Below are 24,605 nucleotides of genomic sequence, written 5' to 3'. Positions count from 1 at the left end.
GCAACCACAAGTGGCAGGTCAGCGGCTTGTGAGCAACCACAAGTGGCAGGTCAGCGGAGGGATTCGGCGCGCTGCTTCAGTCCGGCGGCGTGGCGCTCGAAGCCGTCGGCCACCCGCCCCGGACCGGCGAAGCCGACCAGCGGGCCGGAGAACTCCTCCACCGTGGCGTAGACGGTGGGCCCGCCGGGGCGCTGGCTCAACCGCTGGAAGCGCGTCCCCCGAACCAGGCCCAGCTTCGCCGGCAGACCCTCGTACACGTAGGCCAGGCAGGCCGTCGTCGTTCCCTCGTCGTCGGTCGTGGGGTGCTCGAGGGCGGTGATCCGCTCCGGGGAGCGGGCCGTGGACCCGTTGCGCCAGCGCACGTGCAGCACGATCGGGTCGCCCACACTCGCCGGGCTCGGACACTCGACACGCTCGACGAACGGGTTCCACTCGCCGTACGACGCGGTGTCGAGCATGACCGACCAGACGAGCTCGAGCGGCGCGTCGATCTCGATCCGCGCCGAGGGGCGCGGTTCCATCTTCACCGGTGTCTCAGCGCCGGTTGGTGAACTGGACGGCGAAGTCGAGGTCCTGGCTCCTCACCAGCTGCTGCACAGCCTGCAGGTCGTCGCGCTTCTTGGAGGAGATGCGCAGCTCGTCGCCCTGGATCTGCGCCTTCACGCCCTTGGGGCCCTCGTCGCGGATCAGCTTGGAGATCTTCTTGGCGTCCTCGGAGCTGATGCCCTCCTTGAGCGCGATCGAGATCTTCGAGACCTGACCCGACTGGCGGGGCTCGCCAGCATCGAGGATCTTGAGGCTCTGCTGACGCTTGATCAGCTTGTCCTTGAACAGATCGAGCACGGCGGTGGCGCGGTCGTCGGCCGATGCGGTGATCTCGATGGCGTCGTCTCCCTGCCACTCGATCGTGGCGCCGGTGCCCTTGAAGTCGAAGCGGGTGGCGATCTCGCGAGCGGTCTGCCCGAGGGCGTTGTCGACCTCCTGGCGGTCGAGCTTGCTGACGATGTCGAACGACGAGTCGGCCATGTCTTCTCCTGGGTCGCAGTTTTCGTTAGGCGTGGTGCCTGCGCTATTGTTTCGCCTTGCTGCCGGTCGGCCAAACGCTGACCAGCACTCCCGGCAGGTTGCCCGAGCGGCCAATGGGAACGGACTGTAAATCCGTCGCGAAAGCTTCGAAGGTTCGAATCCTTCACCTGCCACGCTGAAGCCTTGCACCTCCACCGGTGCAGGGCTTCAGTTCATTTCGGGCTCAGCAGCTCTCGCGTACGACGAGCGCGGTCGGCATGACCACACGCACCGGCGCCGCGGACGACTGCCCGCGGATCTGCTGGATCAGCATGCGGGTCGCCTGGTCGGCCATCTCGGCCACCGGGTTGCGCAGTGTCGTCAGGGGCGGCGAGGTGTGCTCGGCGACCCCGAGGTCGTCGAAGCCGACGACCGCGACGTCCTGGGGTACGCGTCGGCCGGTGGCGCGCAGGGCGTTGAGGGCTCCGGAGGCCATCAGGTCGGAGGCGACGAACAGGCCGTCGAGATCGGGGTGCTCCTCGAGCAGGGCGCGCGTGGCGCGCTCCCCCCCGGCGACGGTGAAGTCGCCGTGCGCCACGCGGTCGCGGAGTACGCCGGCCGCTGCCAGGCCGGCGCGCCAGCCTTCGAGGCGGTCCACCGAGGCGGTCATGTCCTCCGGCCCGGCCACGGTGCCGATCCGCCGGCAGCCTCGCGCCAGGAGAGCCTCCGCGGCCAGCCTGCCTCCCTCGACGTTGTCGGTGTCGACGTAGGTGACCAGGTTGCTGCCGGACCACGGGCGGCCGCAGAAGACGCTGGGCAGGCCGAGCTCGGCGAGCCGGTGCGCCATCCGGTCCTGTCGGTGGTGGGAGGTGACCAGCGCACCGTCCGCGTGTCGGCCGCGCAGGTAGCGCAGCGTGCGGTCACCCACCGCCCCTCGCGGGGCCAGCAGCAGGACCATCTGCAGCTCGTGCTCGGCGAGGACCCGGGAGACAGCGCGCAGCGTCCCGGCGAAGAACGGATCGGTGAAGACCCGGTCCTCCGGCTCGGGCACCACGACGGCGATGGAGTCGGTTCGCCGGGTGACCAGTGATCGGGCGGCCGGGTTGGGGGAGTAGTTCAGCGTGCTCACCGCGGCGTCGACGGCTGCCTGAGCCCGGGCCGAGACCTTCGCGCCACCGTTGACGGCGCGGGAGGCGGTGGCTCGGGAGACGCCGGCCACCCGCGCGACGTCGTCGAGCGTGGCGTTGGTGCTGGGTGGGTCGGGGGGCTCCACGGGGCGCACGGTACTACTCCGGCAACCGGCCGGTGGCGGCAACGGAGGCGTACCAGTGCGCGCTGTCCTTGGGCACCCGTTCCTGGGTCTCGTAGTCGACGTAGACGATCCCGAACCGCTTCGAGTACCCGTAGGCCCACTCGAAGTTGTCCAGCAGGCTCCAGACGAAGTACCCGCCCACGTCCACACCCGCGTCCATCGCCTCCTTGAGTTGGCGCAGATGTGCGTCCACGTAGGCGATCCGGTCCGGGTCGTGCACGGCACCGTCGGCGCTGGGGCGGTCGGGGAAGGCGGCGCCGTTCTCGGTGATGTAGATCCGCGGGAGTGTGTAGTCGGCGTCCAGTCGCAGCAGCAGGTCGCGCAGACCCCAGGGCTGGATCTCCCAGCCCATGTCGGTGAGGGGGAGTCCTCGGCTGGGGAAGGTGACGTGCTCGGCGGAGACGAACGGCGTCGTCGTCGGCCGCTCGGGCTGGACGGAGCCGGCCCCGACGACGTCGGTCCGAGGGTGCCCCGAGACGTGGTTGCCGTGGTAGTAGTTCACGCCCAGCACGTCGATCGGGGCGGAGATGGTCGCCAGGTCGCCGTCGGCGATGACGTGCTGCCAGCCCAGCTCCTCGGTGTCGGCCAGCAGGTCGGCCGGGTACTCGCCGCGCAGGATCGGGTCGAGGAAGACCCGGTTCTGCAGCGCGTCGATCCGGCGGGCGGCGTCGACGTCCACAGGGTCGTCCGGATCGGCCGGCTCGGCGTGCGTCAGGTTGAGCGTGATCCCCAAGGAGGCGTCGGGCTGGCGGCGACGCAGCTCCTGCACGGTCAGGCCGTGGGCCAGGAGCAGGTGGTGGGCGGCCACCAGGCCCGCGCCACCCTCCTGGCGTCCCGGAGCGTGCTGCCCGCCGGAGTAGCCCAGGAAGGCCGAGCACCAGGGTTCGTTGAGGGTCGTCCACACACTGACCCGGTCCTTCAGGGCGTCGTGCACCGTGAGGGCGTACTCGACGAAGCGGTCCACGGTGTCGCGCGAGGTCCAGCCCCCCTTCTCCTCGAGGGCCTGGGGCAGGTCCCAGTGGTAGAGGGTGGTCCACGGAGTGATGCCCTGGGCGAGCAGCTCGTCGACGAGCCGGTCGTAGAACGCCAGGCCGCGCGGGTTCGCGGCGCCCCCGTCGGGTCGCACCCGCGGCCAGGCCACGGAGAAGCGGTACGACCCGAGGTTCAGCGACTTCATCAGGGCGACGTCGTCGCGCATCCGGTGGTAGTGGTCGTCCGCCACCGCGCCGGAGTCGCCACCGAGGACGGCGCCGGGCACGCGGCAGAACGCGTCCCAGATGCTGTCGGTCCGGCCGTCCTCGTGGATGGCGCCCTCGATCTGGTACGACGCAGTGGCGCTACCCCAGAGGAAGTCGGGCGGGAACTGCACGGAGGCGGTGAGGTCTGTCCGGGTCGACGGACTGGTGGCGGGGGTCATCCCTTGACTGCTCCTTGCATGATGCCGGAGACCAGGTGGCGGCCGGCGAAGATGAACAGGATGAGGAGCGGCACGGTGGAGAGCACCGCTCCGGCGAGGACCAGGCTGTAGTCGACGTAGTAGCCGCTCTGCAGCTGTTGGAGGGCGATCTGGACGGTCGGATTGCCGGCGGGGAGCACGATCAGGGGCCAGAAGAAGTCGGTCCAGGTGGCCATGAAGGTGAACATGCCGAGGATGGCCATGGCCGGTCGTGCCGCAGGGACGGCGACGTGCCAGAACGTCCTGATCATCGAGCAGCCGTCGACGCGAGCGGCCTCGATCAGCTCGTCGGGCAGCGCGTCGACGAGGTACTGCCGCATGAAGAAGACACCGAAGGCGGTCACCAGCCCGGGAACGATGACGGCCCACAGGGTGCCGGTCCAGCCGAGCTTCGCCATCACGATGAAGAGCGGGATGATCCCGAGCTGGGTCGGCACGGCCAGGGTCGCGACGACGAAGACCATCATCGGGTCCCGCCCGCGGAACCGGAGCTTGGCGAAGGCGTACCCGGCCAGCGTGGAGAAGAAGACGACCGAGGCGGCCACCACCGTGGAGACGATGAGGCTGTTCGTCATCGCCTTCCAGAACTTCACCGAGGAGAAGACGCGCTGGGCGTTGTCGATGAAGTGCCCGCCGGGCAGGAGCGGCGGCAGCTTGCTGTTCATCACCTCGGAGGTGTGGGAGCCGACCAGGAAGGACCAGTAGAGCGGGAACATCGAGCCCAGGGCGAAGGCGATCAGCAGGCCGTAGACGACGAATCCGGGACGCCTGTTCATCGTCGTCCTCCCGCGGTCGCGATGCGACGGGTCAGGTAGAGGTTCACCAGCGCGAAGATCACGATGATCAGGAAGAGGATCCAGGCGACGGCGGCCGCGGTGCCCAGGTTGCGCACCCGCCAGCCGAGCTCCCAGAGGTACATCGTCACCGTCTGGTACTGCCGGTCGGATCCGCCGAGGCCGGCGCTGTCGAAGAGCCGGGGCTCGGCGAAGATCTGCAGGCCGCCGATGGTCGAGGTGATGACCACGAAGATGATCGTCGGGCGCAGCATCGGCACGGTGATGGAGATGAACTGCCGGATCCGGTTCGCGCCGTCGATCGCGGCGGACTCGTAGAGGTCGCGGGGGATCGCCTGCATGGCGGCCAGCAGGATCAGGGCGTTGTAGCCGGTCCAGCGCCAGTTCACCATGGTCGCGATCGCGAAGTGGCTCGGCAGGGTGTCGACGTGCCACCGGATCGGGGAGAGTCCGATCGCCTGCAGGCCCTCGTTGATCAGGCCGTAGCGGTCGCCGAACAAGTTGCCGAAGATCAGGGCCACGGCGACCGGGGCCACGACGTACGGCACCAGGACGCCCATCCGCCACAGGGTGCGGGCCCGCAGCTGGCTGTCGAGCAGCGCCGCCAGGCCCAGGGCGATCAGGATCTGCGGGACCGAGGAGAGCAGGAAGATGCTGAACGTGTTGCGCAGCGAGTTCCAGAAGTAGCGGTCCTCGAACACCGAGCGGAAGTTCTCGAGCCCGACGAAGTCGCCCTGGCCGCCGATGAGGTTCCACTCGTGGACCGACACGTAGGCGGTGTAGACGAGCGGGAACAGCCCCACCAGGGCGAAGAGCAGGAAGAACGGTGAGACGTAGAGGTACGGCGAGAGCCGGAAGTCCCACGTCGAGAGGCGCTGACGGCGGGTCAGGCCCGGGGGCCGACCGCCTCCGCCGGACCCGCCGTCCGCCACAGGGGCGGTGCCGGCGGTCCCGACGGGTCCGGACGGAGCGGTCGACATCGTGGGTCAGCCCAGACGGTCGACGTCGGACAGGAACGAGCTCCAGGCCTCGTCGGGCGTCTCCTTGCCCTCGTCCACGCGCTGGAGGGCCTGCTGGAAGGCGACGTTGATGTCGGCGTAGCGGGGGCCCTTGTGCGGGATGAACTCGACGGCCTCGGCGCGGTCGGCGAGGATCTCGCCGGTCGGCGCGTCGTTGAAGAAGGCGTTGGTCGCACCGGTCAGCGTCGGGTCGCTGAGCGCCTCGACCTGGCTCGGGAAGGTGCCCTTGGCCTCGAACGCCTTGATCTGCTGCTCAGGCGCGGTCAGCCAGGCCGCGAGCTCGCGGGCCTCCTCGGGGTGCTCGGACTGAGCCGGGACGGTCAGGTAGGACCCGCCCCAGTTGCCGCCACCGCCGGGGAAGACATTGGCGATGTCCCAGCCCTTGACGCCGGAAGCGTTGCCCTCGATCACACCGAGCATCCAGCCGGGGCAGGCCATGGTGGCGAATCCGTCGTCCTGGAACGCTGCGGCCCAGTCCTCGCTCCACTGCGTGAGCTTCGTCGACAGGCCGGCCTCCGACTGGGTCGTCACGGTGTCGAAGACCGCCTTGACCTCCGGGTTGTCGGCCGCGATGACGTTGTTGTCGGCGTCCTCGTAGGAGTACTCGATCTGGTTGATCATCGCCTGGGCGGTGGCGCCCGAGGCGTCGTACCAGGCGGTGCCTGGAACCTTGGCGGTGAACTCCTCGCCGGCCTCGAAGTAGTCGTCCCAGGTGGTGAAGAGGCCCGCGACCTCGTCACGATCGGTGGGCAGCCCGGCCTTCTTGAACAGGTCGGCGCGGTAGCAGATGCCCTCCGGACCGATGTCGGTCCCGTAGCCGATGAGCTTGCCGTCGTCGGTGGTGGCTGCCTCGGTCTTCCAGTCGAGCCAGCGACCCTCGACCTCGGGGTCGCTCAGGTCGACGAAGGCGTCGGACTGCTCCATCAGGGCGGCGAGCCAGTCGACCTCGATGGCCTCGATGTCGGAGAGACCGGTGCTGGCCGCGAGCTTCGTGTACAGGTTGTCCTGGTGCTCGTTGGCGGTACCGGACTTCCGGTGCTCGATCTTGATGTCCGGGTTGAGTTGCTCGTACTCCTTGATCAGCTCCTCATACCCGAACTCGTTGAAGGTGGCGATCGACAACGTGATCGTGCCGTCGGCATTGGTCGAGTCGGAGTCGCCGCCGCAGGCCACGAGCGAGCCGAGCGTCAGCGCGGCAAGGCTGGCCAAGGCCGCGGGGCGGCTGTTCCGGATGGGGTTCTTCACGGTGCATCTCCTCGGTCGGTGGGCTTCCGTGCCCGGGTTGAGCAGGTGCGGAAGTCCCTCGGCGACGCGACAGGTGTGAGAGCGCTTCCACTTTTTGACCTCATGAGGGTGACACGGGTCATATGCAGAGGTCAATAGCCTCGGAAGACTGGCCGGGCAAAGAGTGAGAGCGCGTCCACTGAAGGGACCCCAGGTGGCCCGGAGATCGACGGGTTCACCGCTCGGCGAGCAGGAAGACCGGGATCGTGCGCGCGGTGCGCTCCTCGTACTTGGCGTAGTTCGGCCAGGTGCGCAGCATGACCTGCCACATTCGGGCTCGCTCGTCGCCGGAGAGCTCGCGAGCGGTCACCGGCACCGTGCGTCCATCGACGCCGATCTCGGCCTCCTCGGCGGCGCGCAGGTTGACCACCCAGACCGGCGCCTTCTCGCCCCCGAAGTTGGAGCCGGCGATCAGCCACCGTCCCTGGTACGGCACCGCGAGCAGCGGTGTGGTGCGCGGCAGACCGCTCTTGCGACCGCGGACGGTCAGGGTGACGTTCGGCAGGCCCGCGATGTCGAGCAGGGTGAGGCGCCCGCGCGAGAGCCGCTGGATCAGTCGGTCGATCGCCACGATCTGCGGCAGGAACCGGGGGAGCCACGAGAGTCCGCCGAGCCAGACCGCGATCGGCGTCAGGAAGCGCATGGGCGGGAATCTACAAGGCTCAGGGCCCGGTCTCACACCCGTAGGCGAACTCCACGTCGCAGCTGTCGGTCCCGGCGCCCCCGTCGGCGATGTCCGTGCCGTCCCCTCCTTCGGCCGTGTCGTCGCCGCCGCGCAGGTCGAGGACGTCGTCACCGGGGCCGCCGCGGATCACGTTGTCCTCGCCGTCGCCGCGCAGGTCGTCGCCGAAGACCGAGCCCCAGATGTTCTCGATCAGGATCAGGACGTCGTTCCCCGATCCCTCCGAGGTGCCGGCCATCAGGTCGGCGGTGACCCGTCGCGGGGCGTCGGTGAAGTCGACCGTGTCCACGCCCGGGCCGCCGGACAGGAAGTCCTGGCGTACGTCGGAGCCGCCCCAGAGCACGTCGTCGCCGCCGCGTCCCTCCACCTGGTCGAGCCCCTTGCCGGACTCGAGTCGGTTGTCCTCGGCGTCGCCGCGGATCCGGTCGTTGTAGGCCGTGCCGATCACGTTCTCGATCGTGCTGACCGTGTCGGCGTCCGGGCCGCTGTCGGCCGTACCGGCCGCGAGGTCGATGTCCAGGTCTGCGCCGGCCAGGTCGTAGTCGATGGTGTCCACGCCCGGCCCGCCCTGGTGGCTGTCGCTGCCGGGCGTCCCCCAGATGTGGTCGTCGTCCGCGCCGCCGTTCGTGGTGTCGTCGCCGTCGCCGGCGTCCAGCACGTCAGGTCCGGCGCCGCCGGACAGGTCGTCGTCGCCTCGGCCGCCGAGCAGCTGGTCGGCTCCGCCCTCACCGCTGAGCGCGTCGTCGCCGGAACGTCCGTCCAGCACGTTCGGCCCGGCGTCACCGGTCAGGTCGTCGTCGAACAGGGTGCCGGTCAGGTTCTCGATCCCGGTCAGCGAGTCGACGCCCTGGCCGAGGGCCACCCCGAGCTCCAGGTTCGCCTGCACGCCCTCACTGGCCAGGTTGAACTCGAGCAGGTCGACGCCGTCGCCTCCGTCGAAGTGGTCGTCCCCGGAGCTGCCCTCGAGCTCGTCGTCGCCGCCGCGGCCCTCGATGGTGTCGTCGCCGGCGTTGCCGTTCAGCTCGTTGGGCTGGTCGTCGGCGCGGATCACGTCGTCGAACGGCGAGCCGACCACGTCCTCGACCCGCAGCAGGGTGTCGTTGCCCTCGCCGACGGCCGTGCCCGCGGCCAGGTCGACCACGACCGGCACCTCGGAGGTCGAGAAGTCGATCAGGTCCCGGTGGTCCGGGTCGAACTTGCCCAGCCCCAGGTCGTGGCCGTCGATCAGGTCGTCGCCCGGGCCGCCGGAGAGCCGGTCGACACGGTCGGGCCGCTCGGAGTTGGTGCCGCCGCGCAGTACGTCGTCGCCGGCGAGACCCCGGAGGGTGTCCTGGCCGCCCATCCCGCGCAGCTCGTTGGGGGCGTCGTTTCCGGTGAGCACGTCGTTGCGGGCCGAGCCGGTGAGGTTCTCGATGGAGTCGAGCCGGTCGATCCCGGTGGAGCGGCTGGTGGCCAGGCCGCTGAGCAGATTGGCCGTGACCCGGCGCCGGGTGTACTCGAAGGTGATCGTGTCGGACCCGGGGCCGCCCTCCACGCTGTCCGGCCCGGGGGCCGCGAGGAAGGTGTCGTTGCCGCCGAGCCCCTGCTCGACGTCGGCGCCGACGCCGGAGTAGAAGGTGTTGTCGGCCGACGAACCGACCAGGACGTCGTCGTGGTCGCTGTACGCCGTGACCGACTCGATGCTGGCGAGCCGGTCCGCGCCTTGGCCGCGGGCCGCGCCGGCGCCGAGGTCCACGGTGATGTTGCCGGTGGCGTCGGGGTGCCGCCACAGCTCGATCTCGTCGGAGCCGGGGCCTCCTCGCAGGACGTCCTTGCCCGGTGTCGCGGTGCGCGGCGTGAAGAGGTCGTCGCCGGTCAGTACGTCGTCGCCGGCGCCGCCCGCGAGCTGGTCGTGGCTGCGGCCACCCCGGAGCACGTCGTCACCGGGACCGCCGCGGAGCCGGTCCTTGGCCTGCGAGCCGTCGAGCACGTCGTCGCCGGCATCCCCGTCGATCCGGTCCTTGCCGTTCTCGCCGTCGATGCTGTCGTCCCCGTCGCCGCCGCGCATCCGGTCCCGGCCGCGGCCGCCGCGCATCCGGTCGTTGCCGTCGCTGCCGTCGACCCGGTCGTCGCCGTCACCGCCGTCGACGTAGTCGTTGCCGGGGCCCGCGTCGAGTCGGTCGGCGTGGTCGTCGCCGACCACCGCGTCCGCTCCCGGCCCGCCGTGGAGCCGGTCGCGGCCGTTGTTGCCCCGGACGTAGTCGTTGCCGGGGCCTCCGTCGATCCGGTCGTCGCCGTTGTCGCCGCGCAGCTCGTCGCGGCCCTTGCCGCCGCAGATCAGGTCGTCACCGCCGCGCCCCTCGACCTCGTCGTCGCCTCCGAGGGCGACGATCACGTCGCGCCGTTCGGTGCCGTGCAGGTCGTCGGCGCCGCGGGTGCCCACGATGGTGGCCCGGGCTCCGAAGCAGGTGAACCCGGCGGCGCTGGCCGTGGGTACCGGCCCGACCCAGGCGCTGAGCAGGAGGGCCCCGACCCCGAGACTGATGACGGATCGCTGCAACTGCATGACGCACTTCCGATCTACCGAGCTCGTCGGGCGTCTCCCGAGGTGCCCGACGCTACGCCTCGGATCCGGGGGCGTCTGTCGAACGCGCTGACCTCAGGCGCTGGGCAGGATCCGTCCGCTGACCTCGCCCAGGGAGATCCGGCCCCCGCCGGCTCCGGGTGCGGTGTAGCGCAGCACGACCTCGTCACCGTCCTCCAGGAAGGTGTGATCGCCGGCGAACGGCTCCGTGCCGCCCCAGCTGAGCTCCAGGAACGAGCCGCGCTGCTCGGGCTCCGGCCCGCTGATGGTGCCGGAGGCGAACAGGTCGCCGGTGCGGACCGAGGCGCCGTTGACGCTGAGGTGGGCGAGCATCTGGGCGGGCGACCAGTACATCGTCCGGTACGGCGGGGTGCTGACCAGCTCGCCGTTGAGGAGCACCTCCACGTCGATGTCCAGCCCTCGGGGCTGCTGCTCCGGGTCGGACGGCAGCAGGTACGGCAGCGGCGCCGGGTCCTGACCGGGCAGGTCCACCCAGGCGGCGTCGAGCGCCTCGAGGGGCGTGACCCAGTGCGAGATCGAGGTGGCGAAGGACTTGCCGAGGAAGGGGCCGAGCGGAACGTACTCCCAGGCCTGGATGTCGCGGGCCGACCAGTCGTTCAGGCCGACGACGCCGAAGACGTGGTCGGCGAAGTCGTCGTGGGCGACCCGGTCGCCCAGCGAGGTGCCGGTGCCGACCACGAAACCCAGCTCGGCCTCGATGTCGAGCCGGGTGCTGGGTCCGAAGCTGGGCATCTCGTCGGTCGGGGCCTTGCGCTGGCCGCACGGTCGGGTCACCGCAGTGCCCGAGCCCACGACCGTGCCGGCCCGGCCGTGGTAGCCCACCGGCAGGTGCTTCCAGTTCGGCAGCAGGGGTTCGCCGTCCGGGCGAAACATCCTGCCGACGTTGGTGGCGTGGTCCAGGGAGGCGTAGAAGTCGACGTAGTCGGCCACCTCGATCGGCAGGTGCAGGGTGACGTCTGCCAGCGGCACGAGGTGGGGCTCGACCAGGTCGCGCTCGGCCTCCTCGGTGAGCAGGCCGATCACCCATCGACGGATCGACTCGCGGACCTGCCGTCCCTCGGCCATCAGGGAGTTCAGCGACCCCTCCTGGAAGACGTGGTGGGCGTCGAGCATCTCGGCGGCCGCGACCGGCGACAGGTCGAGCACGAAGTCACCGATCCGGACGCCGACGCGCGGCTGGTCCCCGGCGCGGGAGAACACGCCGTACGGCAGGTTGTCCACGTCGAACAGCGATCCCGCTGCCCCGTCGACCCAGGTGGTGGTCATGGTCGCTCCGCTCCGGTCGGCACCAGGCCGAGGGTGATCAGGTCGTCGAGGGGTTCGCTCACCGAGCAGGAGCCGAACGAGGTGAACCAGCGGCGCGCGCCGGCGAGATCGGCGGCGCGGCACTCCTCGGCCAGGGCCTCGGCGTCGCGGCGCTCGAGGGTCGCCACCACGTCGTCGCGACCGGCGCCGTCGAAGGCGTGCCGAGTGGCGAGCAGGACGTTGAGGAAGCCCTGCTGCTCGAACCCCTCGGGGCTGGTCTGCCGGACGGCGTGGTGCAGTCCGGCCGTGCACTTGAACGGGGTCTCCCGGTCGAGTGCGGCGTCGATCCAGGTGGCGAGGGTGGACGCCGTCGGGAAGAGGTGGGGCTCCTCGCCGCCGGTGCGGAACTTCAGCCGCAGCTCGGCCTCGGCCACGACGTCGGCCGCCGCCAGCCAGGAGGCCGACGGCTCGACCGCGGGCAGCTCGACGTAGACCGGGGTCTCCTCGTCGAGCAGGCCCTCGGCGCGCGCGGCATCGGTCGCGGCGAGCACGCGGCGAGCGTTGCCGACCAGGTCGTCGGGGTCGCGCAGCGCGATCTCCAGACCGGCCAGCCGGGCAGGGGAGCGGTCGGCCAGGCGCAGGGCCCCGGCGACGGCGCCGGCGCCCCCGGTCACCACGACCGAGAGCGGCAGGTCGCGGTCGACCTCGGGTACGCGCACGTCGGTGACCACGAACGACGCCACGAGGTCGGCCTCGGGTCGCTCGGCGCGCTCGGCGTACGCCGTCAGGGCGCTGGGCAGGGGGCTGTTGCCGGGCGGGAAGATCGCGGCATCATCGATCAGACCGACGTACGGCGCAGGGACTCTCGTTGACACGCGGGCTACTCTAACCAGAGACGAATAGCGGACGTAGACGTCCGATTATCGACCCTCAGGAGTGGTGATGGCCTTCTACCGACAGCAGGGCGAGGTGCCCCCCCAGCGGCACACCCAGTTCCGCGACGAGCAGGGCCGGCTCTACCGCGAGGAGCTGATGGGCGAGGAGGGCTTCTCCTCCGACTCCTCGCTGCTCTACCACCGGGGCGTCCCCTCCGCGATCGTCGCGGCCGAGGTGTGGGAACTGCCCGACCAGAGCCGCACCCCCAACCACCCGCTCAAGCCGCGCCACCTCAAGCTGCACGACCTCGCCACCGGGACCGACGCGGTCACCGACCGGCGGCAGGTGCTCGGCAACAACGACGTCCGGATCTCCTACGTCGTGACCGGTACGGCGCCGTCGGCGCACTACCGCAACGCGATCGGCGACGAGTGCGTGTACGTCGAGTCCGGCTCCGGGTCGGTGGAGACGATCTTCGGCACCCTCGCCTACCGGCCCGGCGACTATGTCGTGATCCCGCGTGCGACCACGCACCGCTGGGTGCCCGCCGAGCCGAGCCGGCTGTATGCGATCGAGGCAAACAGCCACATCGCTCCGCCCAAGCGCTACCTGTCGCGCTACGGCCAGCTGCTCGAGCACGCGCCGTACTGCGAGCGGGACCTGCACGGTCCCGACGGTCCGCTGCTCGTCGAGGGCGAGGACGTCGACGTGCTGGTCAAGCACCGGACCTCGGCCGGGATCGTCGGCACCCGGATGACCTACGCGACGCACCCCTTCGACGTGGTCGGCTGGGACGGCTGCCTCTACCCGTACACGTTCAACATCGACGACTACATGCCGATCACCGGCAAGATCCACCAGCCGCCGCCGGTGCACCAGGTCTTCGAGGGGCACAACTTCGTGATCTGCAACTTCCTGCCCCGCAAGGTCGACTACCACCCGTTGGCGATCCCGGTGCCGTACTACCACTCGAACGTCGACAGCGACGAGGTCATGTTCTACGTGGGCGGGGACTACGAGGCCCGCAAGGGGTCGGGCATCAACATCGGCTCGATCTCGCTGCACCCGGGCGGCCACGCGCACGGGCCGCAGCCCTCGGCGATCGAGGCGTCGTTGGGGGTGGAGTACTTCGACGAGTCGGCCGTCATGGTGGACACCTTCGCGCCGCTGGAGCTAGGCGAGGGTGGGGTCGCGTGCGAGGACCCGGCGTACGCGTGGACCTGGGCGGGGCGTGGACCGGACGACCCGGCGATCTTCTCGAACTCCTGACACAGCCCCCTGCTGCGCAGTTCCATCACGGTATGCAGCCGAACATGCGGTTCCCACGGTGTGCAGAGCATGGGAACCGCGGGTTCATCATGGGAAGACGAGGCGACCGATCGTGACGCACGCGTGGGCGTTCGAGGCCGAGATCTGGGAGGCCGACGCGATGGCGGCCTGGGCGTTCGTCACCGTCCCACCCGAGGTCGACGACGAGATCCGCCTCTTCTCCGGCCCGCCCCGCGGCTTCGGCTCGGTACGCGTCGAGGTCACCCTCGGTGACTCGACCTGGCGCACCTCGGTCTTCCCCGACAAGAAGCGCGGCTTCGTGCTGCCGCTGAAGAAGTCAATACGCCGTGCCGAGTCCCTCGAGATCGGGGACCCGGCACAACTGCGACTGGCCCTGCTCGAGGACTGAGCCGCTCGAGGACTGAGCCGCTCGCCGCCCGAGCCGGCCACTCAGGCGGCGACCGGCATCCCGTTCAGCGTCCGGTACGTGTACGCCGTCCCGATGATCACGATCGGGACCGTCACCAGCAGGCCGATGCCACACACGATCGCGCCGGCTCCGCCCACCAGCGCGGCGATGATGTACCAGACCAGCACGTTGGCGAAGTTCGCCTTCACGAACTCGAAGCTGGCCCGGATCGCCGCCATCGGCTCGAGGTCCTTGTCGAGCAGGAAGAACAACGTGTACTGCGTCAGGAACGCCACCACCAGCCCGGGCAGGTAGCACAGCAGAGTGCCCACGAAGGTCGCTGCCCCGATGATCAACGAGGCGATGAGCACCGGGACGACCTTGTCGAAGCGGAAGATCGCAGCGACGTCCAGCTCCTTGCCGTCGGTGATGTCGAGCGCCGCCCGGACGAGGAGCGAGCCGAGAACGGCCGCGACCACGAAGTAGAGCGCGCCGAACAGGGCCGCGAGCACGAGGCCGGCGAGGAAGGACCCGCCGCCCGTGGTCTCGTAGGTCCCGGTCTCGGGATCGAAGGTGATCGTCGAGGTGCCGATCACGGCCGACTGCACCGCCAGGAACAGCACGGAGAGCACGGCGAGTCCGGCGACCACCACCAGGGCGGCCAGGACGATCGGGACTGCGTTCTTCTGGAACTTCGCCCAGCCGTAGGACAGGGCGTTGCCGACGTTGTAGGGCGGGGCGGGAGGCGGTGCGGCCGGATCGTTCATCGACATCGGGACTCCTTGGTTCGCGCACGGATGCTTCCGACGTCGCGAGCTCCGCGGTGGTGGAGTCCGCGATCGTCTCGAAAGTAGCGGCACCGGGCCGCGCGGCGCGGGAAATCGGGTACGACGAGTGTGGTGGGGCCGCGACCACTCGAAACCGTGGTCCGATGGGGACAGGGTTGACCGCGAGCGTCAGGATGGGCCACATGATCCGCAAGGCACCCCGCAAGGACATCGACGAGAGCGAGCTCAAGGTCGAGGACTCCTCGCACGCGGTCGCCGGGGCCACCGCGGTGGCGGTGTCGATGAAGCGCTCGATCGAGCAGATGGGCGTCGTACGCACGGCCCAGACCCTGCTGAAGCTCAACCAGGTCGACGGCTTCGACTGCCAGGGCTGCGCGTGGCCGGATCCCGACCCGGCGCACCGGCACACGGCCGAGTTCTGTGAGAACGGCGCCAAGGCCGTCACCGAGGAGGCCACGCTGCGCCGGGTCGGCCCGGAGTTCTTCGCCGAGCACTCGATCGAGGAGCTGCGCGACCGTACCGACTACTGGCTGGGCCAGCAGGGCCGGATCATCCATCCGATGGTGCTGCGCGAGGGCGCCAGCCACTACCAGCCGATCACCTGGGACGACGCCTTCGCCCTCGTCGCGGAGCGGCTCAATGCGCTGGCCTCGCCGGACGAGGCGATCTTCTACACCTCGGGCAAGACCTCCAACGAGGCAGCATTCAGCTACCAGCTCTTCGCTCGCGCCTTCGGCACGAACAACCTGCCCGACTGCTCGAACATGTGCCACGAGTCGACCTCGGTCGGGCTCGCCGAGGTGATCGGCATCGGCAAGGGCTCGGTCAGCCTCGACGACCTGCACGCCGCCGAGCTGATCGTGGTCGCCGGCCAGAACCCGGGGACCAACCACCCGCGGATGCTCTCCGCGCTCGAGACCGCCAAGCAGCGAGGCGCGAAGATCATCTCGATCAACCCGTTGCGCGAGGCCGGGCTGGTCCGGTTCAAGAACCCGCAGACCGCCAAGGGCCTGGCGCTCGGCACCGAACTGGCCGACCTCCACCTACCGGTCCGGATCAACGGCGACCTCGCCCTCTTCCAGGCCATCGGCTCGTTGCTCCTGGAGTGGGGTGCGCTCGACCGCGACTTCATCGAGCAGCACACCCACGGCTTCGAGGCGTGGGCCGAGCACGTGCGCGGCCTGGACTGGGATGTCGTCGAGCGCTCGACCGGGCTGGGCCGGGCCGAGATCGAGGCCGCGGCGCGGATGTTCCAGGCCTCGGACGCCACGGTCATCTGCTGGGCGATGGGCATCACCCAGCACCGCAACGCCGTCGCCACCGTCAAGGAGATCGCCAACGTGGCGTTCCTCCAGGGCAACATCGGCAAGCCCGGCGCCGGGCTGTGCCCGGTCCGTGGCCACTCCAACGTCCAGGGCGACCGGACGATGGGCATCTGGGAGCGTTCGCCGGACCACTTCCTCGATGCGGTGCGCGACGAGTTCGGGTTCGACCCTCCGCGGGAGCACGGCTTCGACGCCGTCGCCTCCATCCAGGCCCTGTACGAGGGCAGGGCCACGGTCTTCTTCGGCATGGGCGGCAACTTCGTCTCGGCGGCACCGGACACCGTCGTCACCGAGGAGGCCTTCCGGCGAGCCGACCTGACCGTCCACGTCTCGACCAAGCTGAACCGCTCGCACGTGGTCACCGGTCGCGAGGCCCTGATCCTGCCCGCTCTCGGGCGCAGCGAGAAGGACCCCACCGGCCGAGGCAACCAGCGGGTCACCGTCGAGGACTCGATGTCGGCGGTGCACGCCTCCCAGGGACCACTGAAGCCGGCGTCGAAGCACCTGAAGTCGGAGGTCGACATCGTCTGCTCGCTGGCCGAGGCGACCCTGGGGGAGCGGCACGACCTGCCGTGGGCCGAGTTCCGTCACGACTACACCGAGATCCGGCGCCGGATCGCGCGCGTGGTGCCCGGCTGTGCGTCGTACGCCGAGAAGGTGGACCAGCCGGGCGGCTTCGTGCTGCCTCACCCGCCCCGGGACAGCCGTACCTTCCCGACCGCCCACGACCGGGCCGTCTTCACGGTCAGCCCGGTGGGGGTGCTGCACGTGCCCGAAGGGCGGCTGCTGCTGCAGACGCTGCGCTCGCACGACCAGTTCAACACCACGATCTACGGCCTCGACGACCGCTATCGCGGGGTGTCGGGCGGGCGGCGGGTCGTCTTCGTGCACCCCGACGACATCGAGGCGCTCGGGCTCGAGGACGGCGGGTACGTCGACCTGGTCAGCGAGTGGCCCGACGGCTCCACCCGCCGGGCCCCGCAGTTCCGGGTGGTGGCCTACGACCAGCCGCGTGGCTGCGCGGCCGCTTACTACCCCGAGACCAACCCGCTGGTGGCGCTGGCGTCGACGGCCGAGGGCAGCAACCAGCCGGCGTACAAGTCGGTGATCGTGCGGCTCGAGCCTGTCGACACGACCGGCAGCCTCGAGGCCCGGGCCAGCGACGCGGGCCGGATGGTCCCCGGTGGCCGCGGCGACGAGGCGAAGCGGACGGTCGAACCCGAGCAGCTGAGCTGAGGTCTGCGGCACCATGTGTCGATGAGCAACCTCGAGAAGGATCCGGCGGAGGTCGACTGCAGCAGTGCGCCGGCAGCGGGCGTCGAGACGATGGAGCCGCGCGACGTCCCGCTCGGGGGACCCCGCGCCATGCGGGTCCGTCGCACGCTGCCCGCGCGGCACCGGTCCCTGATCGGTGCCTGGTGCTTCGTCGACCACTACGGTCCCGACGAGGTCCGCGACGGGCCGGGGATGACGGTCGCCCCGCACCCGCACACGGGCCTGCAGACGGTCAGCTGGCTCTTCTCCGGCGAGGTCGCACACCGTGACAGCGCGGGCCACGAGGCGCTGGTCCGGCCGGGCGAGGTGAACCTGATGACCGCCGGCCGCGGGATCAGCCACTCGGAGGTCTCCACGCCGGCGACGAACTCCCTGCACGGCGCCCAGCTCTGGGTCGCGCTCCCGGACGAGAGCCGGCACGTGGAGCCGGCGTTCGCGCACCACGTGCCCGACCTCGTCCGCGGGGAGGGCTGGGAGGCTCGGGTCTTCCTGGGGTCGCTGCTCGGCGAGACCTCACCGGTGACGACGTACACCCCCCTGCTCGGGGCCGAGCTCTCGCTGGCTGCCGGTGCCGAGCTGCGTCTGGACGTGGACCCCACCTTCGAGCATGGGGTGCTGGTCGACACCGGATCGCTCGCGGTCGAGGGTGAACGCGGCGCCGAGCACCATCTGGTCTACGTGCCGCCGGGTCGGTCGACGTTGCGGCTCGCGGCGTACGACGAACCGGTGCGCGTGCTGCTGCTCGGCGGCCCGCCGTTCGGCGAGTCGATCGTGATGTGGTGGAACTTCATTGGCCGCTCCCACGAGGAGATCGTGGCGTTCCGCACCGAGTGGCAGGCGCAGATCGCGCCCGACGGCGCGGTGGTCGCGGACTCGCAGGAGGTGGCCGAGGGGCGCTTCGGGGTGGTGATCGGTGATCACCTCCCGCCGATCCCGGCGCCTGAGCTGCCGAACGTGCGGTTGCGGGTGCGGCGCTGACGGGCGTCGGGCTGACGGGCGTTGTGCTGCCAGGCGGTCGGCGGCACAGTGGAGCGCATGACTGCCGAGCCCGACTTCAGCGGCCTGAAGGCCACCTTCCTCAACTGCACGCTCAAGAAGAGCCCGGACCTGAGTCACACCCAGGGACTGGTCGACGCGAGTGCGGCCGTGATGCGCAAGCACGGTGTGGAGGTGGACTCCTACCGCCCGATCGACCACGACATCGCGACCGGCGTCTACCCCGACATGCGCGAGTACGGCTGGGAGAGCGACGAGTGGCCGGACCTCTACCCCGGGATCCTGGAGAGCGACATCCTGGTGATCGCGGGCCCGATCTGGCTGGGGGACAACTCGAGCGTGACCAAGCGGATCATCGAGCGGATCTACGCGCTGTCGGGGATGACGAACGACAAGGGTCAGTACCTCTTCTACGGGCGGGTCGCCGGCTGCTTGATCACGGGCAACGAGGACGGGATCAAGCACTGCGCCCAGAACGTGCTCTACAGCCTGCAGCACGTCGGCTACACGATCCCGCCGAACGCCGACGCGGGCTGGATCGGTGAGGCCGGGCCGGGGCCGTCGTACCTGGACGAGGGCAGTGGAGGGCCGGAGAACGACTTCACGAACCGCAACACGACGTTCATGACGTACAACCTGATGCACCTGGCGAAGATGCTGAAGGACAACGGGGGAGTGCCGACGTACGGCAACCGGCGTGCCGCCTGGGACGACGGCGAGCGGTTCGAGTGGGAGAACCCCGAGTACCGCTGACGTCGCGGACCTCACCCAGGAAACCCGCACTTCACCCGGGGAGTTCTCTGGGTGAAGTGCGGGTTTCACTGGTTAACCAGTGAATCTGACCCTCAGGCGGCGACCAACGGCCGGCGACCGGTGAAGGCGACCAGCCGCTCCATCGCGGAGGCCTCGCCGTCGACCTCGATTTCGGGCCCGAAGGCGGCCCCCCGGGCGCCGGGCACGATCTGCTCGGCCAGCCCCAGGACGTACGACGCGAGCTCCTCGGAGACGTTCAGCTCCTGGCCGCTGGCCTGGGCGAAGTCCCAGGCGTGCAGCAGGAACTCCAACGACAGGATGCTGATCGCGGCCACGGCCGGGAAGTCGGGTGCCGGCCCCTCGACGGTGCCCTCGATGCCGCGGGCGCGCCACGCGGTGAGCGCGGTGTCGGCCATCACGGCGACCCGGTTCTCCAGCGAACCCTCCTCGGGGTTCACGACCTCGACCTCGGCCCAGCCGCCGACCGTGACGATCGAGCCGAACAGGTGCTCGGCGAGCGCGTGGCAGTCGTACTCCTCGCACGGGGTCTGCTTGACCTGGTCCTCCCGGGTCAGCCGGAGCAGCACGCCCTGGAGCACGGCCAGCGAGGCCTCGGCGCTGACGATCGGGTCGAGGTTCTCCGGTGCCGCGGCCCACTCGTCCGGGCCCGCGTCGGTGTCGACGGCCGCCTTCTCCAGGCGGGCGACGTAGTGGTTCCAGCCCTCGGCGTGCATCGCGGCCTGCTCCTCGCTCAATCCCTCGTGCACCAGGGTCAGCTCGGTGCCGCCGCCGACGGGCGACAGTGTGATGGTGACGGTGCTGGAGTCGGGGGCGACCTCGTCGCTTCCGTCCCAGCCCCACCCGAAGACGATGCGCTTGCCGGGCTCGACCTCCGTGAAGGTGCCGGAGGCCAGGTGGCCCGGGGTGACGGTCCAGCGGAAGGTGCCGCCGGCGCGGAGGTCGACCTGGGCGGAGACGGTCTGCCAGCGCCGCAGGCGCTCGGGCTGGGTGATCAGGGCGAAGGCCTCGTCGACGTCGACGGGCAGGTGAACGGTCTTGGTGAACGTCATCGGTCTCTCTCGTTCCGTGGGGGGTGCAGGGCATGGGCGTCGGCCACGAGCTGGTCGAGCTCGTCGGTCCAGAAGCGGTCGATCTCGGCCTGGAGACTGCGCAGACCGGCCGGCCGAACCCGGTAGATCCGCTCTCGGCCGACCTTCTCGGCCTCGACCAGCCCCACCTGCGCGAGCAGCAGGAGGTGCTGGGAGATGGCCGACCGAGTGACGGTGAACTCCCCGGCGATCGCGGTGACCGTGCGGGGGTGCGACGCCAGGAGCTGCAGGATGCGTCGCCGGGTCGGCTCGGCTGCTGCGGAGAGGGCGTCGGTCACCTGCAATACGTTAGCGACGACTAACGCATAACGCAAGTGCGTGGGCTGTGAGTGCGGTTGGATGTCGCCATGACGAACGGACTGACACTCCCGGCGACGAACGGAGCGGTGATCGGCGAGGACGGTGTTGCGCGGTGCCCGTGGGCAGGCGGTCCCGGAGTGATGCGCGACTACCACGACACCGAGTGGGGGACTCCGGTCACGGGGGAGTCGGCGTACTTCGAGCGGCTCACCCTCGAGGCCTTCCAGTCCGGCCTCTCCTGGTCCACGATCCTCAACAAGCGCGAGGCGTTCCGCGAGGTCTTCGCGGGCTTCGACCCCGAGGCCGTCGCGGCGTACGACGAGACCGACGTGCTGCGGTTGATGGACGAACCCCGGATCGTCCGCAACCGCCGCAAGATCGACGCCACGATCACCAACGCCGGCGCGGTGATCGACCTGCGAGCGCACGGCGGCCTGGAGCAGTTCGTCCTCGGCTTCGCACCCGACGTGCCGCCCGCGCCGGCCACCCTCGACGAGCTGGCGACCACCTCGCCCGATTCGGTGGCGCTGTCGAAGGCGCTGAAGAAGCACGGCTTCGTCTTCGTCGGCCCGACCACGATGTTCGCCCTGATGGAGGCGTTGGGCATCTTCGACCCGCACCTGGTGGGCTGCCACCGTCGGGGGTCGGGGAGGATCGAGGGGTGACCGAGTCCGAGCCCCGCCCGCACCGCCCGCGGCGGCACCTGATGGACCCGGCCAACCCGCGCCGTCGGTCCGCGCCCGCGATGAGCATGACGTCGGTCCAACGCTGGGTGATGTCGGTGCTGGCCGTCACCACCGTCGGCCACTTCGCCGGCGGCCTCGTGGTCGCGGCGGTCTTCATCGACCCTGCCCGCCAGGGCGCGCGGATCGGCCTGACGGTGATCGCCGGCGTCGTCGGGGTGCTCGGCATCGCCGCCGCCTTCCTGATCCACCAGCGCAACCCGCTCACCCCGTGGCTGGTCGCCGGCCTGCTCCCGGCGGTCGTCGGCTTCGTGCTGATCCTCGGCTGAGCCGCACCTGCGAGGATGCCGCCGTGATCACCGGACTGACCTGGCTCCTGGGCTGCCAACTCCTCGGCGAGGTGTTCGTCCGCCTCACCGACGCGCCCGTGCCGGGTCCGGTGGTCGGGATGGTGATCCTCTTCGTGCTCCTACAGGTACGTCGCTCCGGTGACGACGCGACCGTCGTACGCGCCGCGCACGGGCTGTTGCGCCACCTCCAGCTGCTCTTCGTGCCCGCCGGGGTGGGCGTCGTGGTCTACCTGACCCGGATCCGTGAGGACGCGCTCGCCATCACCGTCGCGCTGGGCGTCGCCTGGCTCCTCGGTATCGCCGTGGTCGGCTGGAGCACCGTGCTGCTCGAGCGCTGGGGGGCCCGGCGATGAGCGAGAGGCTCCACGAGACCGCCGAGTGGCTGCTGCACTCGCCGCTCTTCTTCGTGCTGCTCACCCTGGCGGCCTACCGGGTGGGCCGCGAGCTCAAGGACCGCACCGGCGGCCACGCCCTCGCCCAGCCGGTCCTGGTCGCGATCGTGATCGTGGGCGCCGTGATCTCCGCGCTCGGGGTCGACTACGCCGACTACCGCTCCGGCACCGAGCTGATCGCGTTCTGGTTGGGCCCGGCCACGGTCGCCCTGGCCGTCCCGCTGCACCGGCAGGCCCACCGGCTCCGCGGTTTCGTCGTCCCGATGCTGGTGGCGATCCCGCTGGGTGCGGTGGTCTCGGTGGCCAGCGCCGTGCTGATCGTCCAGGCCTTCGGGGGTGACGAACTGCTGGTCAAGACGGTCGCGCCTCGATCCACCACGACGCCGGTGGCGATCGGGATCGCCGAGACCATCGGCGGACTGCCCCCGCTGGCGGCCGTCTTCGCCATCGTCGTCGGCATCCTGGGGGCGGTCGCCGGGCCGGCGGTGCTCAACCTGCTCCGGATCCATGACCGGCGAGCCCGCGGCCTCGCCCTGGGTGCTGCCTCGCACGGCATCGGCACCTCGCGGGCGCTGGTCGAGGACGAGACCGAGGGCGCCTTCGCCGGCCTCTCAATGGGACTGACCGCCCTGGCGACCAGCATCCTGCTGCCGATCCTGCTGGTCCTGCTCACCTGAGGCCTCTCGCTCAGTAGCGTGACCGCCATGACCCGTGTGCACGCCTTCACCGACGACGCCCTGGGCGACCTCGACGCGGTGGGGGTGGTCGACGCCCTGCTGGCGGGGACGATCTCGATGAGCGAGGTCGTCGAGGCTGCCATCGCCCGCGCCGAGCGGGTCGATCCGCACCTCAACGCCCTCGCCCACCGTGCCTACGACCGGGCCCGCGCCGACGTCGCCCGGCCCCGGGGCGGCTACTTCGCCGGCGTGCCGACCTTCCTGAAGGACAACGTGGACGTGGCCGGGATGCCCACCCAGCAGGGCACCGACGCGTACGTCGCGTCCCCGTCCGCCCGGGACGGGGACTTCGCCCGGATGTTCCTGGCCACCGGACTGGTGCCCCTGGGCAAGACCAGCCTGTCGGAGTTCGGCTTCAACGCCACCGCCGAGCATCCCCGGCTGGGCGCCGTGCCCTCGCCGTGGAACGTCGGCCACACCGCGGGCGCCTCGTCGTCGGGATCCGCCGCAATGGTGGCCGCCGGGGTGGTGCCGCTGGCACATGCCAACGACGGCGGCGGCTCGATCCGGATCCCGGCCTCGGTCAACGGGCTCGTCGGGCTCAAGCCGACCCGGGACCGGTTCGCCCAGGACAGGCTGATGCGCGAGATGCCGGTGCGGATCATCTCCGACGGCGTGCTGACCCGGTCCGTCCGCGACACCGCAGCCTTCGTCCGCGAGGCGGAGCGGGTCTACCGGTCCCTGCGGCTGCCGCCGATCGGAGCGGTCACCCGACCCGGCCGGAGAAGGCTCAAGGTCGCCGTGGTGACCGACGGGATCCGGGTGTCGGCCTCGCCCGAGGTCGCCGATCTCACGTTGAGGACGGCGCGGAGGCTGGAGGAGCTCGGACACCACGTCGAGCACGTGGCGCCGCCCGCGCACGAGTCGCTGGCCGACGACTTCCTGCTCTACTGGGCGGCGCTGGCCCTGGTGATGGTGCGCACCGGGCGGGCCCGCCACGGTCGCTCCTGGAACCCCGCGCGGCTCGACAACCTGACCCTCGGCCTGGCCCGGCATGCCCAGCGCAACGCGCACCGGATGCCTCGCGCCGTCGTCCGGCTGCGTGGGGCGCGTCGTACCTCCGCGTCGTTCTTCCGCCGCTACGACGTGGTGCTCAGCCCCACGCTGGCCACCGAGACGCCGCGGCTCGGCCACCTCGACCCGACCCGGGAGTTCGACGAGGTGCTGGAGCGGATGCTCGAGTGGGTGGCGTTCACGCCGCTGCAGAACGCCACCGGTGACCCGGCCATCTCCCTGCCGTTGGCCACCACGGCCTCGGGCATGCCGCTCGGGATGATGTTCGCCGCCGACGCCGGGCGCGAGTCGACGCTCCTGGAGCTGGCCCACGAGCTGGAGGAGGCCCACCCGTGGGGGTCGATCCACCGGGCCGGCCCGGCGTCCTGACCACTCAGGGGCGGCCCCGTTTAGGTCCACGTCGCAGGGGTCGCTAGGCTCCTCGTCGACGCCGAGAGGCCGCTGAAATCGGGCAGGTTGGGCCGATTTCGGTTTCACACGAAGCCGTGTGTATCCTTTCTCGTCGCTTGCCCCTTTAGCTCAGTCGGTAGAGCGTCTCCATGGTAAGGAGAAGGTCTACGGTTCGATTCCGTAAAGGGGCCCTGGGAACGGGTTGTGCAGCCAGTTAGTATGGCAGCACAACCCAGCCCGTGGCGGGGTAGCTCAGGTGGTTAGAGCACACGACTCATAATCGTGGTGTCGCGGGTTCAAGTCCCGCTCCCGCTACTCATCTCGACCGGCAGCACCGCACCACCCAGCACCACCCGAATCGACAAAGGACTTCCCGTGGCCAGCAAGAGCTCCGACGTTCGCCCCAAGATCACGCTCGCCTGCGTGGACTGCAAGGAGCGCAACTACATCACCAAGAAGAACCGCCGCAACGACCCCGACCGGTTGGAGCTGGCGAAGTTCTGCCCGCGTTGCCGCACCCACAAGGCGCACCGCGAGACCCGCTGAGCCCAGCACTCT

At 70.3% G+C, this 24,605-nt stretch carries 25 protein-coding genes and 3 tRNA genes; 14 read left to right on the top strand and 14 right to left on the bottom strand.

Annotation, left to right across the window (positions count from 1 at the left end; translation table 11 throughout):
• Positions 1-50 precede the first annotated feature (50 nt).
• On the bottom strand, positions 51-521 hold the full coding sequence (locus ABZE72_RS03475) for an SRPBCC domain-containing protein (RefSeq protein WP_372727625.1): 471 nt from the start codon (positions 519-521) through the stop codon (positions 51-53).
• Positions 522-534: 13 nt separating this feature from the next.
• A complete protein-coding gene (locus tag ABZE72_RS03470; protein ID WP_372727624.1) occupies positions 535-1,026 on the bottom strand; it encodes a YajQ family cyclic di-GMP-binding protein in 492 nt (163 codons plus the stop codon).
• A gap of 92 nt (positions 1,027-1,118) precedes the next feature.
• Here ABZE72_RS03470 and ABZE72_RS03465 point away from each other — a divergent pair.
• Positions 1,119-1,199 (top strand) — tRNA-Tyr (locus tag ABZE72_RS03465).
• Between the two features lie 50 nt (positions 1,200-1,249).
• Here ABZE72_RS03465 and ABZE72_RS03460 read toward each other — a convergent pair.
• The 9 genes from ABZE72_RS03460 to ABZE72_RS03420 all read right to left on the bottom strand — a co-directional run bounded on the left by ABZE72_RS03460 (position 1,250) and on the right by ABZE72_RS03420 (position 12,256).
• Positions 1,250-2,278 (bottom strand): LacI family DNA-binding transcriptional regulator, encoded by a 1,029-nt coding sequence (locus ABZE72_RS03460; protein ID WP_372727623.1) that lies wholly within the window; start codon positions 2,276-2,278, stop codon positions 1,250-1,252.
• A gap of 13 nt (positions 2,279-2,291) precedes the next feature.
• On the bottom strand, positions 2,292-3,734 hold the full coding sequence (locus ABZE72_RS03455; protein ID WP_372727622.1) for a GH1 family beta-glucosidase: 1,443 nt from the start codon (positions 3,732-3,734) through the stop codon (positions 2,292-2,294).
• On the bottom strand, positions 3,731-4,549 hold the full coding sequence (locus ABZE72_RS03450) for a carbohydrate ABC transporter permease (RefSeq protein ID WP_372727621.1): 819 nt from the start codon (positions 4,547-4,549) through the stop codon (positions 3,731-3,733). Before ABZE72_RS03450 ends, ABZE72_RS03455 begins: the two co-directional genes overlap by 4 nt.
• The gene (locus ABZE72_RS03445) at positions 4,546-5,547 is read right to left on the bottom strand and encodes a carbohydrate ABC transporter permease (RefSeq protein WP_372727620.1); all 1,002 of its coding nucleotides are present in this window, start codon (positions 5,545-5,547) and stop codon (positions 4,546-4,548) included. Before ABZE72_RS03445 ends, ABZE72_RS03450 begins: the two co-directional genes overlap by 4 nt.
• 6 nt (positions 5,548-5,553) lie before the next feature.
• The gene (locus ABZE72_RS03440; RefSeq protein ID WP_372727619.1) at positions 5,554-6,831 is read right to left on the bottom strand and encodes an ABC transporter substrate-binding protein; all 1,278 of its coding nucleotides are present in this window, start codon (positions 6,829-6,831) and stop codon (positions 5,554-5,556) included.
• A 214-nt stretch (positions 6,832-7,045) separates the two neighbouring features.
• Positions 7,046-7,513, bottom strand: a complete 468-nt coding sequence (locus ABZE72_RS03435; protein ID WP_372727618.1) for a nitroreductase family deazaflavin-dependent oxidoreductase — start codon at positions 7,511-7,513, stop codon at positions 7,046-7,048.
• Between the two features lie 19 nt (positions 7,514-7,532).
• Positions 7,533-10,097 (bottom strand): hypothetical protein, encoded by a 2,565-nt coding sequence (locus ABZE72_RS03430; protein WP_372727617.1) that lies wholly within the window; start codon positions 10,095-10,097, stop codon positions 7,533-7,535.
• A gap of 93 nt (positions 10,098-10,190) precedes the next feature.
• Positions 10,191-11,402, bottom strand: a complete 1,212-nt coding sequence (gene fahA / locus ABZE72_RS03425; protein WP_372727616.1) for a fumarylacetoacetase — start codon at positions 11,400-11,402, stop codon at positions 10,191-10,193.
• Positions 11,399-12,256: a hypothetical protein gene (locus ABZE72_RS03420; RefSeq protein ID WP_372727615.1), complete on the bottom strand. Its 858-nt coding sequence runs from the start codon at positions 12,254-12,256 to the stop codon at positions 11,399-11,401. Before ABZE72_RS03420 ends, fahA begins: the two co-directional genes overlap by 4 nt.
• A 67-nt stretch (positions 12,257-12,323) precedes the next feature.
• On the opposite strand from ABZE72_RS03420, the gene ABZE72_RS03415 reads away from it, so the two are divergent.
• Together ABZE72_RS03415 and ABZE72_RS03410 are read left to right on the top strand one after the other, a co-directional pair.
• Complete coding sequence (locus tag ABZE72_RS03415; protein ID WP_372727614.1) at positions 12,324-13,526, top strand: homogentisate 1,2-dioxygenase; 1,203 nt, start codon at positions 12,324-12,326, stop codon at positions 13,524-13,526.
• A gap of 112 nt (positions 13,527-13,638) precedes the next feature.
• Positions 13,639-13,935 carry a DUF1905 domain-containing protein gene (locus ABZE72_RS03410; protein ID WP_372727613.1) on the top strand — a complete coding sequence of 99 codons (297 nt, stop codon included), beginning with the start codon at positions 13,639-13,641 and terminating at the stop codon, positions 13,933-13,935.
• 41 nt (positions 13,936-13,976) lie between these two features.
• On the opposite strand, the gene ABZE72_RS03405 is transcribed toward ABZE72_RS03410, so the two are convergent.
• Positions 13,977-14,708, bottom strand: coding sequence for a hypothetical protein (locus tag ABZE72_RS03405; RefSeq protein ID WP_372727612.1), 732 nt, complete (start codon positions 14,706-14,708; stop codon positions 13,977-13,979).
• 197 nt (positions 14,709-14,905) lie between these two features.
• On the opposite strand from ABZE72_RS03405, the gene ABZE72_RS03400 reads away from it, so the two are divergent.
• The 3 genes from ABZE72_RS03400 to ABZE72_RS03390 are packed head-to-tail and all read left to right on the top strand — an operon-like array spanning position 14,906 to position 19,072.
• Complete coding sequence (locus tag ABZE72_RS03400; protein WP_372727611.1) at positions 14,906-17,284, top strand: FdhF/YdeP family oxidoreductase; 2,379 nt, start codon at positions 14,906-14,908, stop codon at positions 17,282-17,284.
• A gap of 21 nt (positions 17,285-17,305) precedes the next feature.
• A complete protein-coding gene (locus tag ABZE72_RS03395; protein ID WP_372727610.1) occupies positions 17,306-18,301 on the top strand; it encodes a pirin family protein in 996 nt (331 codons plus the stop codon).
• Positions 18,302-18,358: 57 nt separating this feature from the next.
• Positions 18,359-19,072 (top strand): flavodoxin family protein, encoded by a 714-nt coding sequence (locus ABZE72_RS03390; RefSeq protein ID WP_372727609.1) that lies wholly within the window; start codon positions 18,359-18,361, stop codon positions 19,070-19,072.
• Positions 19,073-19,164: 92 nt separating this feature from the next.
• On the opposite strand, the gene ABZE72_RS03385 is transcribed toward ABZE72_RS03390, so the two are convergent.
• Together ABZE72_RS03385 and ABZE72_RS03380 are read right to left on the bottom strand one after the other, a co-directional pair.
• Positions 19,165-20,142, bottom strand: coding sequence for a TIGR03086 family metal-binding protein (locus ABZE72_RS03385; protein WP_372727608.1), 978 nt, complete (start codon positions 20,140-20,142; stop codon positions 19,165-19,167).
• Entirely contained in the window at positions 20,139-20,459 is a 321-nt protein-coding gene (locus ABZE72_RS03380; protein WP_372727607.1) for an ArsR/SmtB family transcription factor, read from the bottom strand. Before ABZE72_RS03380 ends, ABZE72_RS03385 begins: the two co-directional genes overlap by 4 nt.
• Positions 20,460-20,528: 69 nt before the next feature.
• Here ABZE72_RS03380 and ABZE72_RS03375 point away from each other — a divergent pair, with 69 nt between their 5' ends.
• The 8 genes from ABZE72_RS03375 to rpmG all read left to right on the top strand — a co-directional run bounded on the left by ABZE72_RS03375 (position 20,529) and on the right by rpmG (position 24,593).
• A complete protein-coding gene (locus tag ABZE72_RS03375; protein WP_372727606.1) occupies positions 20,529-21,146 on the top strand; it encodes a DNA-3-methyladenine glycosylase I in 618 nt (205 codons plus the stop codon).
• The gene (locus tag ABZE72_RS03370) at positions 21,143-21,493 is read left to right on the top strand and encodes a hypothetical protein (protein ID WP_372727605.1); all 351 of its coding nucleotides are present in this window, start codon (positions 21,143-21,145) and stop codon (positions 21,491-21,493) included. The genes ABZE72_RS03375 and ABZE72_RS03370 overlap by 4 nt, the downstream gene beginning before the upstream one ends.
• Positions 21,494-21,516: 23 nt before the next feature.
• Positions 21,517-21,867, top strand: coding sequence for a CidA/LrgA family protein (locus ABZE72_RS03365; RefSeq protein WP_372727604.1), 351 nt, complete (start codon positions 21,517-21,519; stop codon positions 21,865-21,867).
• Positions 21,864-22,583 carry an LrgB family protein gene (locus tag ABZE72_RS03360; protein ID WP_372727603.1) on the top strand — a complete coding sequence of 240 codons (720 nt, stop codon included), beginning with the start codon at positions 21,864-21,866 and terminating at the stop codon, positions 22,581-22,583. The genes ABZE72_RS03365 and ABZE72_RS03360 overlap by 4 nt, the downstream gene beginning before the upstream one ends.
• Positions 22,584-22,610: 27 nt before the next feature.
• The gene (locus ABZE72_RS03355; protein ID WP_372727602.1) at positions 22,611-24,026 is read left to right on the top strand and encodes an amidase; all 1,416 of its coding nucleotides are present in this window, start codon (positions 22,611-22,613) and stop codon (positions 24,024-24,026) included.
• 139 nt (positions 24,027-24,165) lie between these two features.
• Positions 24,166-24,238: transfer RNA gene (locus ABZE72_RS03350), tRNA-Thr, on the top strand.
• A gap of 50 nt (positions 24,239-24,288) precedes the next feature.
• Positions 24,289-24,362, top strand: a tRNA-Met gene (locus tag ABZE72_RS03345).
• A gap of 60 nt (positions 24,363-24,422) precedes the next feature.
• Complete coding sequence (gene rpmG, locus ABZE72_RS03340; protein ID WP_170259177.1) at positions 24,423-24,593, top strand: 50S ribosomal protein L33; 171 nt, start codon at positions 24,423-24,425, stop codon at positions 24,591-24,593.
• Positions 24,594-24,605: the final 12 nt, after the last annotated feature.

This window comes from Nocardioides sp. (genome assembly GCF_041600255.1).
Classification (GTDB): Bacteria; Actinomycetota; Actinomycetes; order Propionibacteriales; family Nocardioidaceae; genus Nocardioides.
The sequence above is the reverse complement of the archived record's forward strand: the minus strand, read 5'-3'. Positions and strand labels throughout refer to the sequence as shown.

What these genes read in the sequence shown, in the direction of transcription:
- ABZE72_RS03475 (WP_372727625.1), bottom strand. Translation starts at nt 521, where the DNA reads ATGGAACCGCGCCCCTCGGCGCGGATCGAGATCGACGCGCCGCTCGAG.
- ABZE72_RS03470 (WP_372727624.1), bottom strand. Translation starts at nt 1,026, where the DNA reads ATGGCCGACTCGTCGTTCGACATCGTCAGCAAGCTCGACCGCCAGGAG.
- ABZE72_RS03455 (WP_372727622.1), bottom strand. Translation starts at nt 3,734, where the DNA reads ATGACCCCCGCCACCAGTCCGTCGACCCGGACAGACCTCACCGCCTCC.
- ABZE72_RS03450 (WP_372727621.1), bottom strand. Translation starts at nt 4,549, where the DNA reads ATGAACAGGCGTCCCGGATTCGTCGTCTACGGCCTGCTGATCGCCTTC.
- ABZE72_RS03445 (WP_372727620.1), bottom strand. Translation starts at nt 5,547, where the DNA reads ATGTCGACCGCTCCGTCCGGACCCGTCGGGACCGCCGGCACCGCCCCT.
- ABZE72_RS03435 (WP_372727618.1), bottom strand. Translation starts at nt 7,513, where the DNA reads ATGCGCTTCCTGACGCCGATCGCGGTCTGGCTCGGCGGACTCTCGTGG.
- ABZE72_RS03430 (WP_372727617.1), bottom strand. Translation starts at nt 10,097, where the DNA reads ATGCAGTTGCAGCGATCCGTCATCAGTCTCGGGGTCGGGGCCCTCCTG.
- fahA (WP_372727616.1), bottom strand. Translation starts at nt 11,402, where the DNA reads ATGACCACCACCTGGGTCGACGGGGCAGCGGGATCGCTGTTCGACGTG.
- ABZE72_RS03415 (WP_372727614.1), top strand. Translation starts at nt 12,324, where the DNA reads ATGGCCTTCTACCGACAGCAGGGCGAGGTGCCCCCCCAGCGGCACACC.
- ABZE72_RS03405 (WP_372727612.1), bottom strand. Translation starts at nt 14,708, where the DNA reads ATGTCGATGAACGATCCGGCCGCACCGCCTCCCGCCCCGCCCTACAAC.
- ABZE72_RS03400 (WP_372727611.1), top strand. Translation starts at nt 14,906, where the DNA reads ATGATCCGCAAGGCACCCCGCAAGGACATCGACGAGAGCGAGCTCAAG.
- ABZE72_RS03395 (WP_372727610.1), top strand. Translation starts at nt 17,306, where the DNA reads ATGAGCAACCTCGAGAAGGATCCGGCGGAGGTCGACTGCAGCAGTGCG.
- ABZE72_RS03390 (WP_372727609.1), top strand. Translation starts at nt 18,359, where the DNA reads ATGACTGCCGAGCCCGACTTCAGCGGCCTGAAGGCCACCTTCCTCAAC.
- ABZE72_RS03385 (WP_372727608.1), bottom strand. Translation starts at nt 20,142, where the DNA reads ATGACGTTCACCAAGACCGTTCACCTGCCCGTCGACGTCGACGAGGCC.
- ABZE72_RS03375 (WP_372727606.1), top strand. Translation starts at nt 20,529, where the DNA reads ATGACGAACGGACTGACACTCCCGGCGACGAACGGAGCGGTGATCGGC.
- ABZE72_RS03360 (WP_372727603.1), top strand. Translation starts at nt 21,864, where the DNA reads ATGAGCGAGAGGCTCCACGAGACCGCCGAGTGGCTGCTGCACTCGCCG.
- ABZE72_RS03355 (WP_372727602.1), top strand. Translation starts at nt 22,611, where the DNA reads ATGACCCGTGTGCACGCCTTCACCGACGACGCCCTGGGCGACCTCGAC.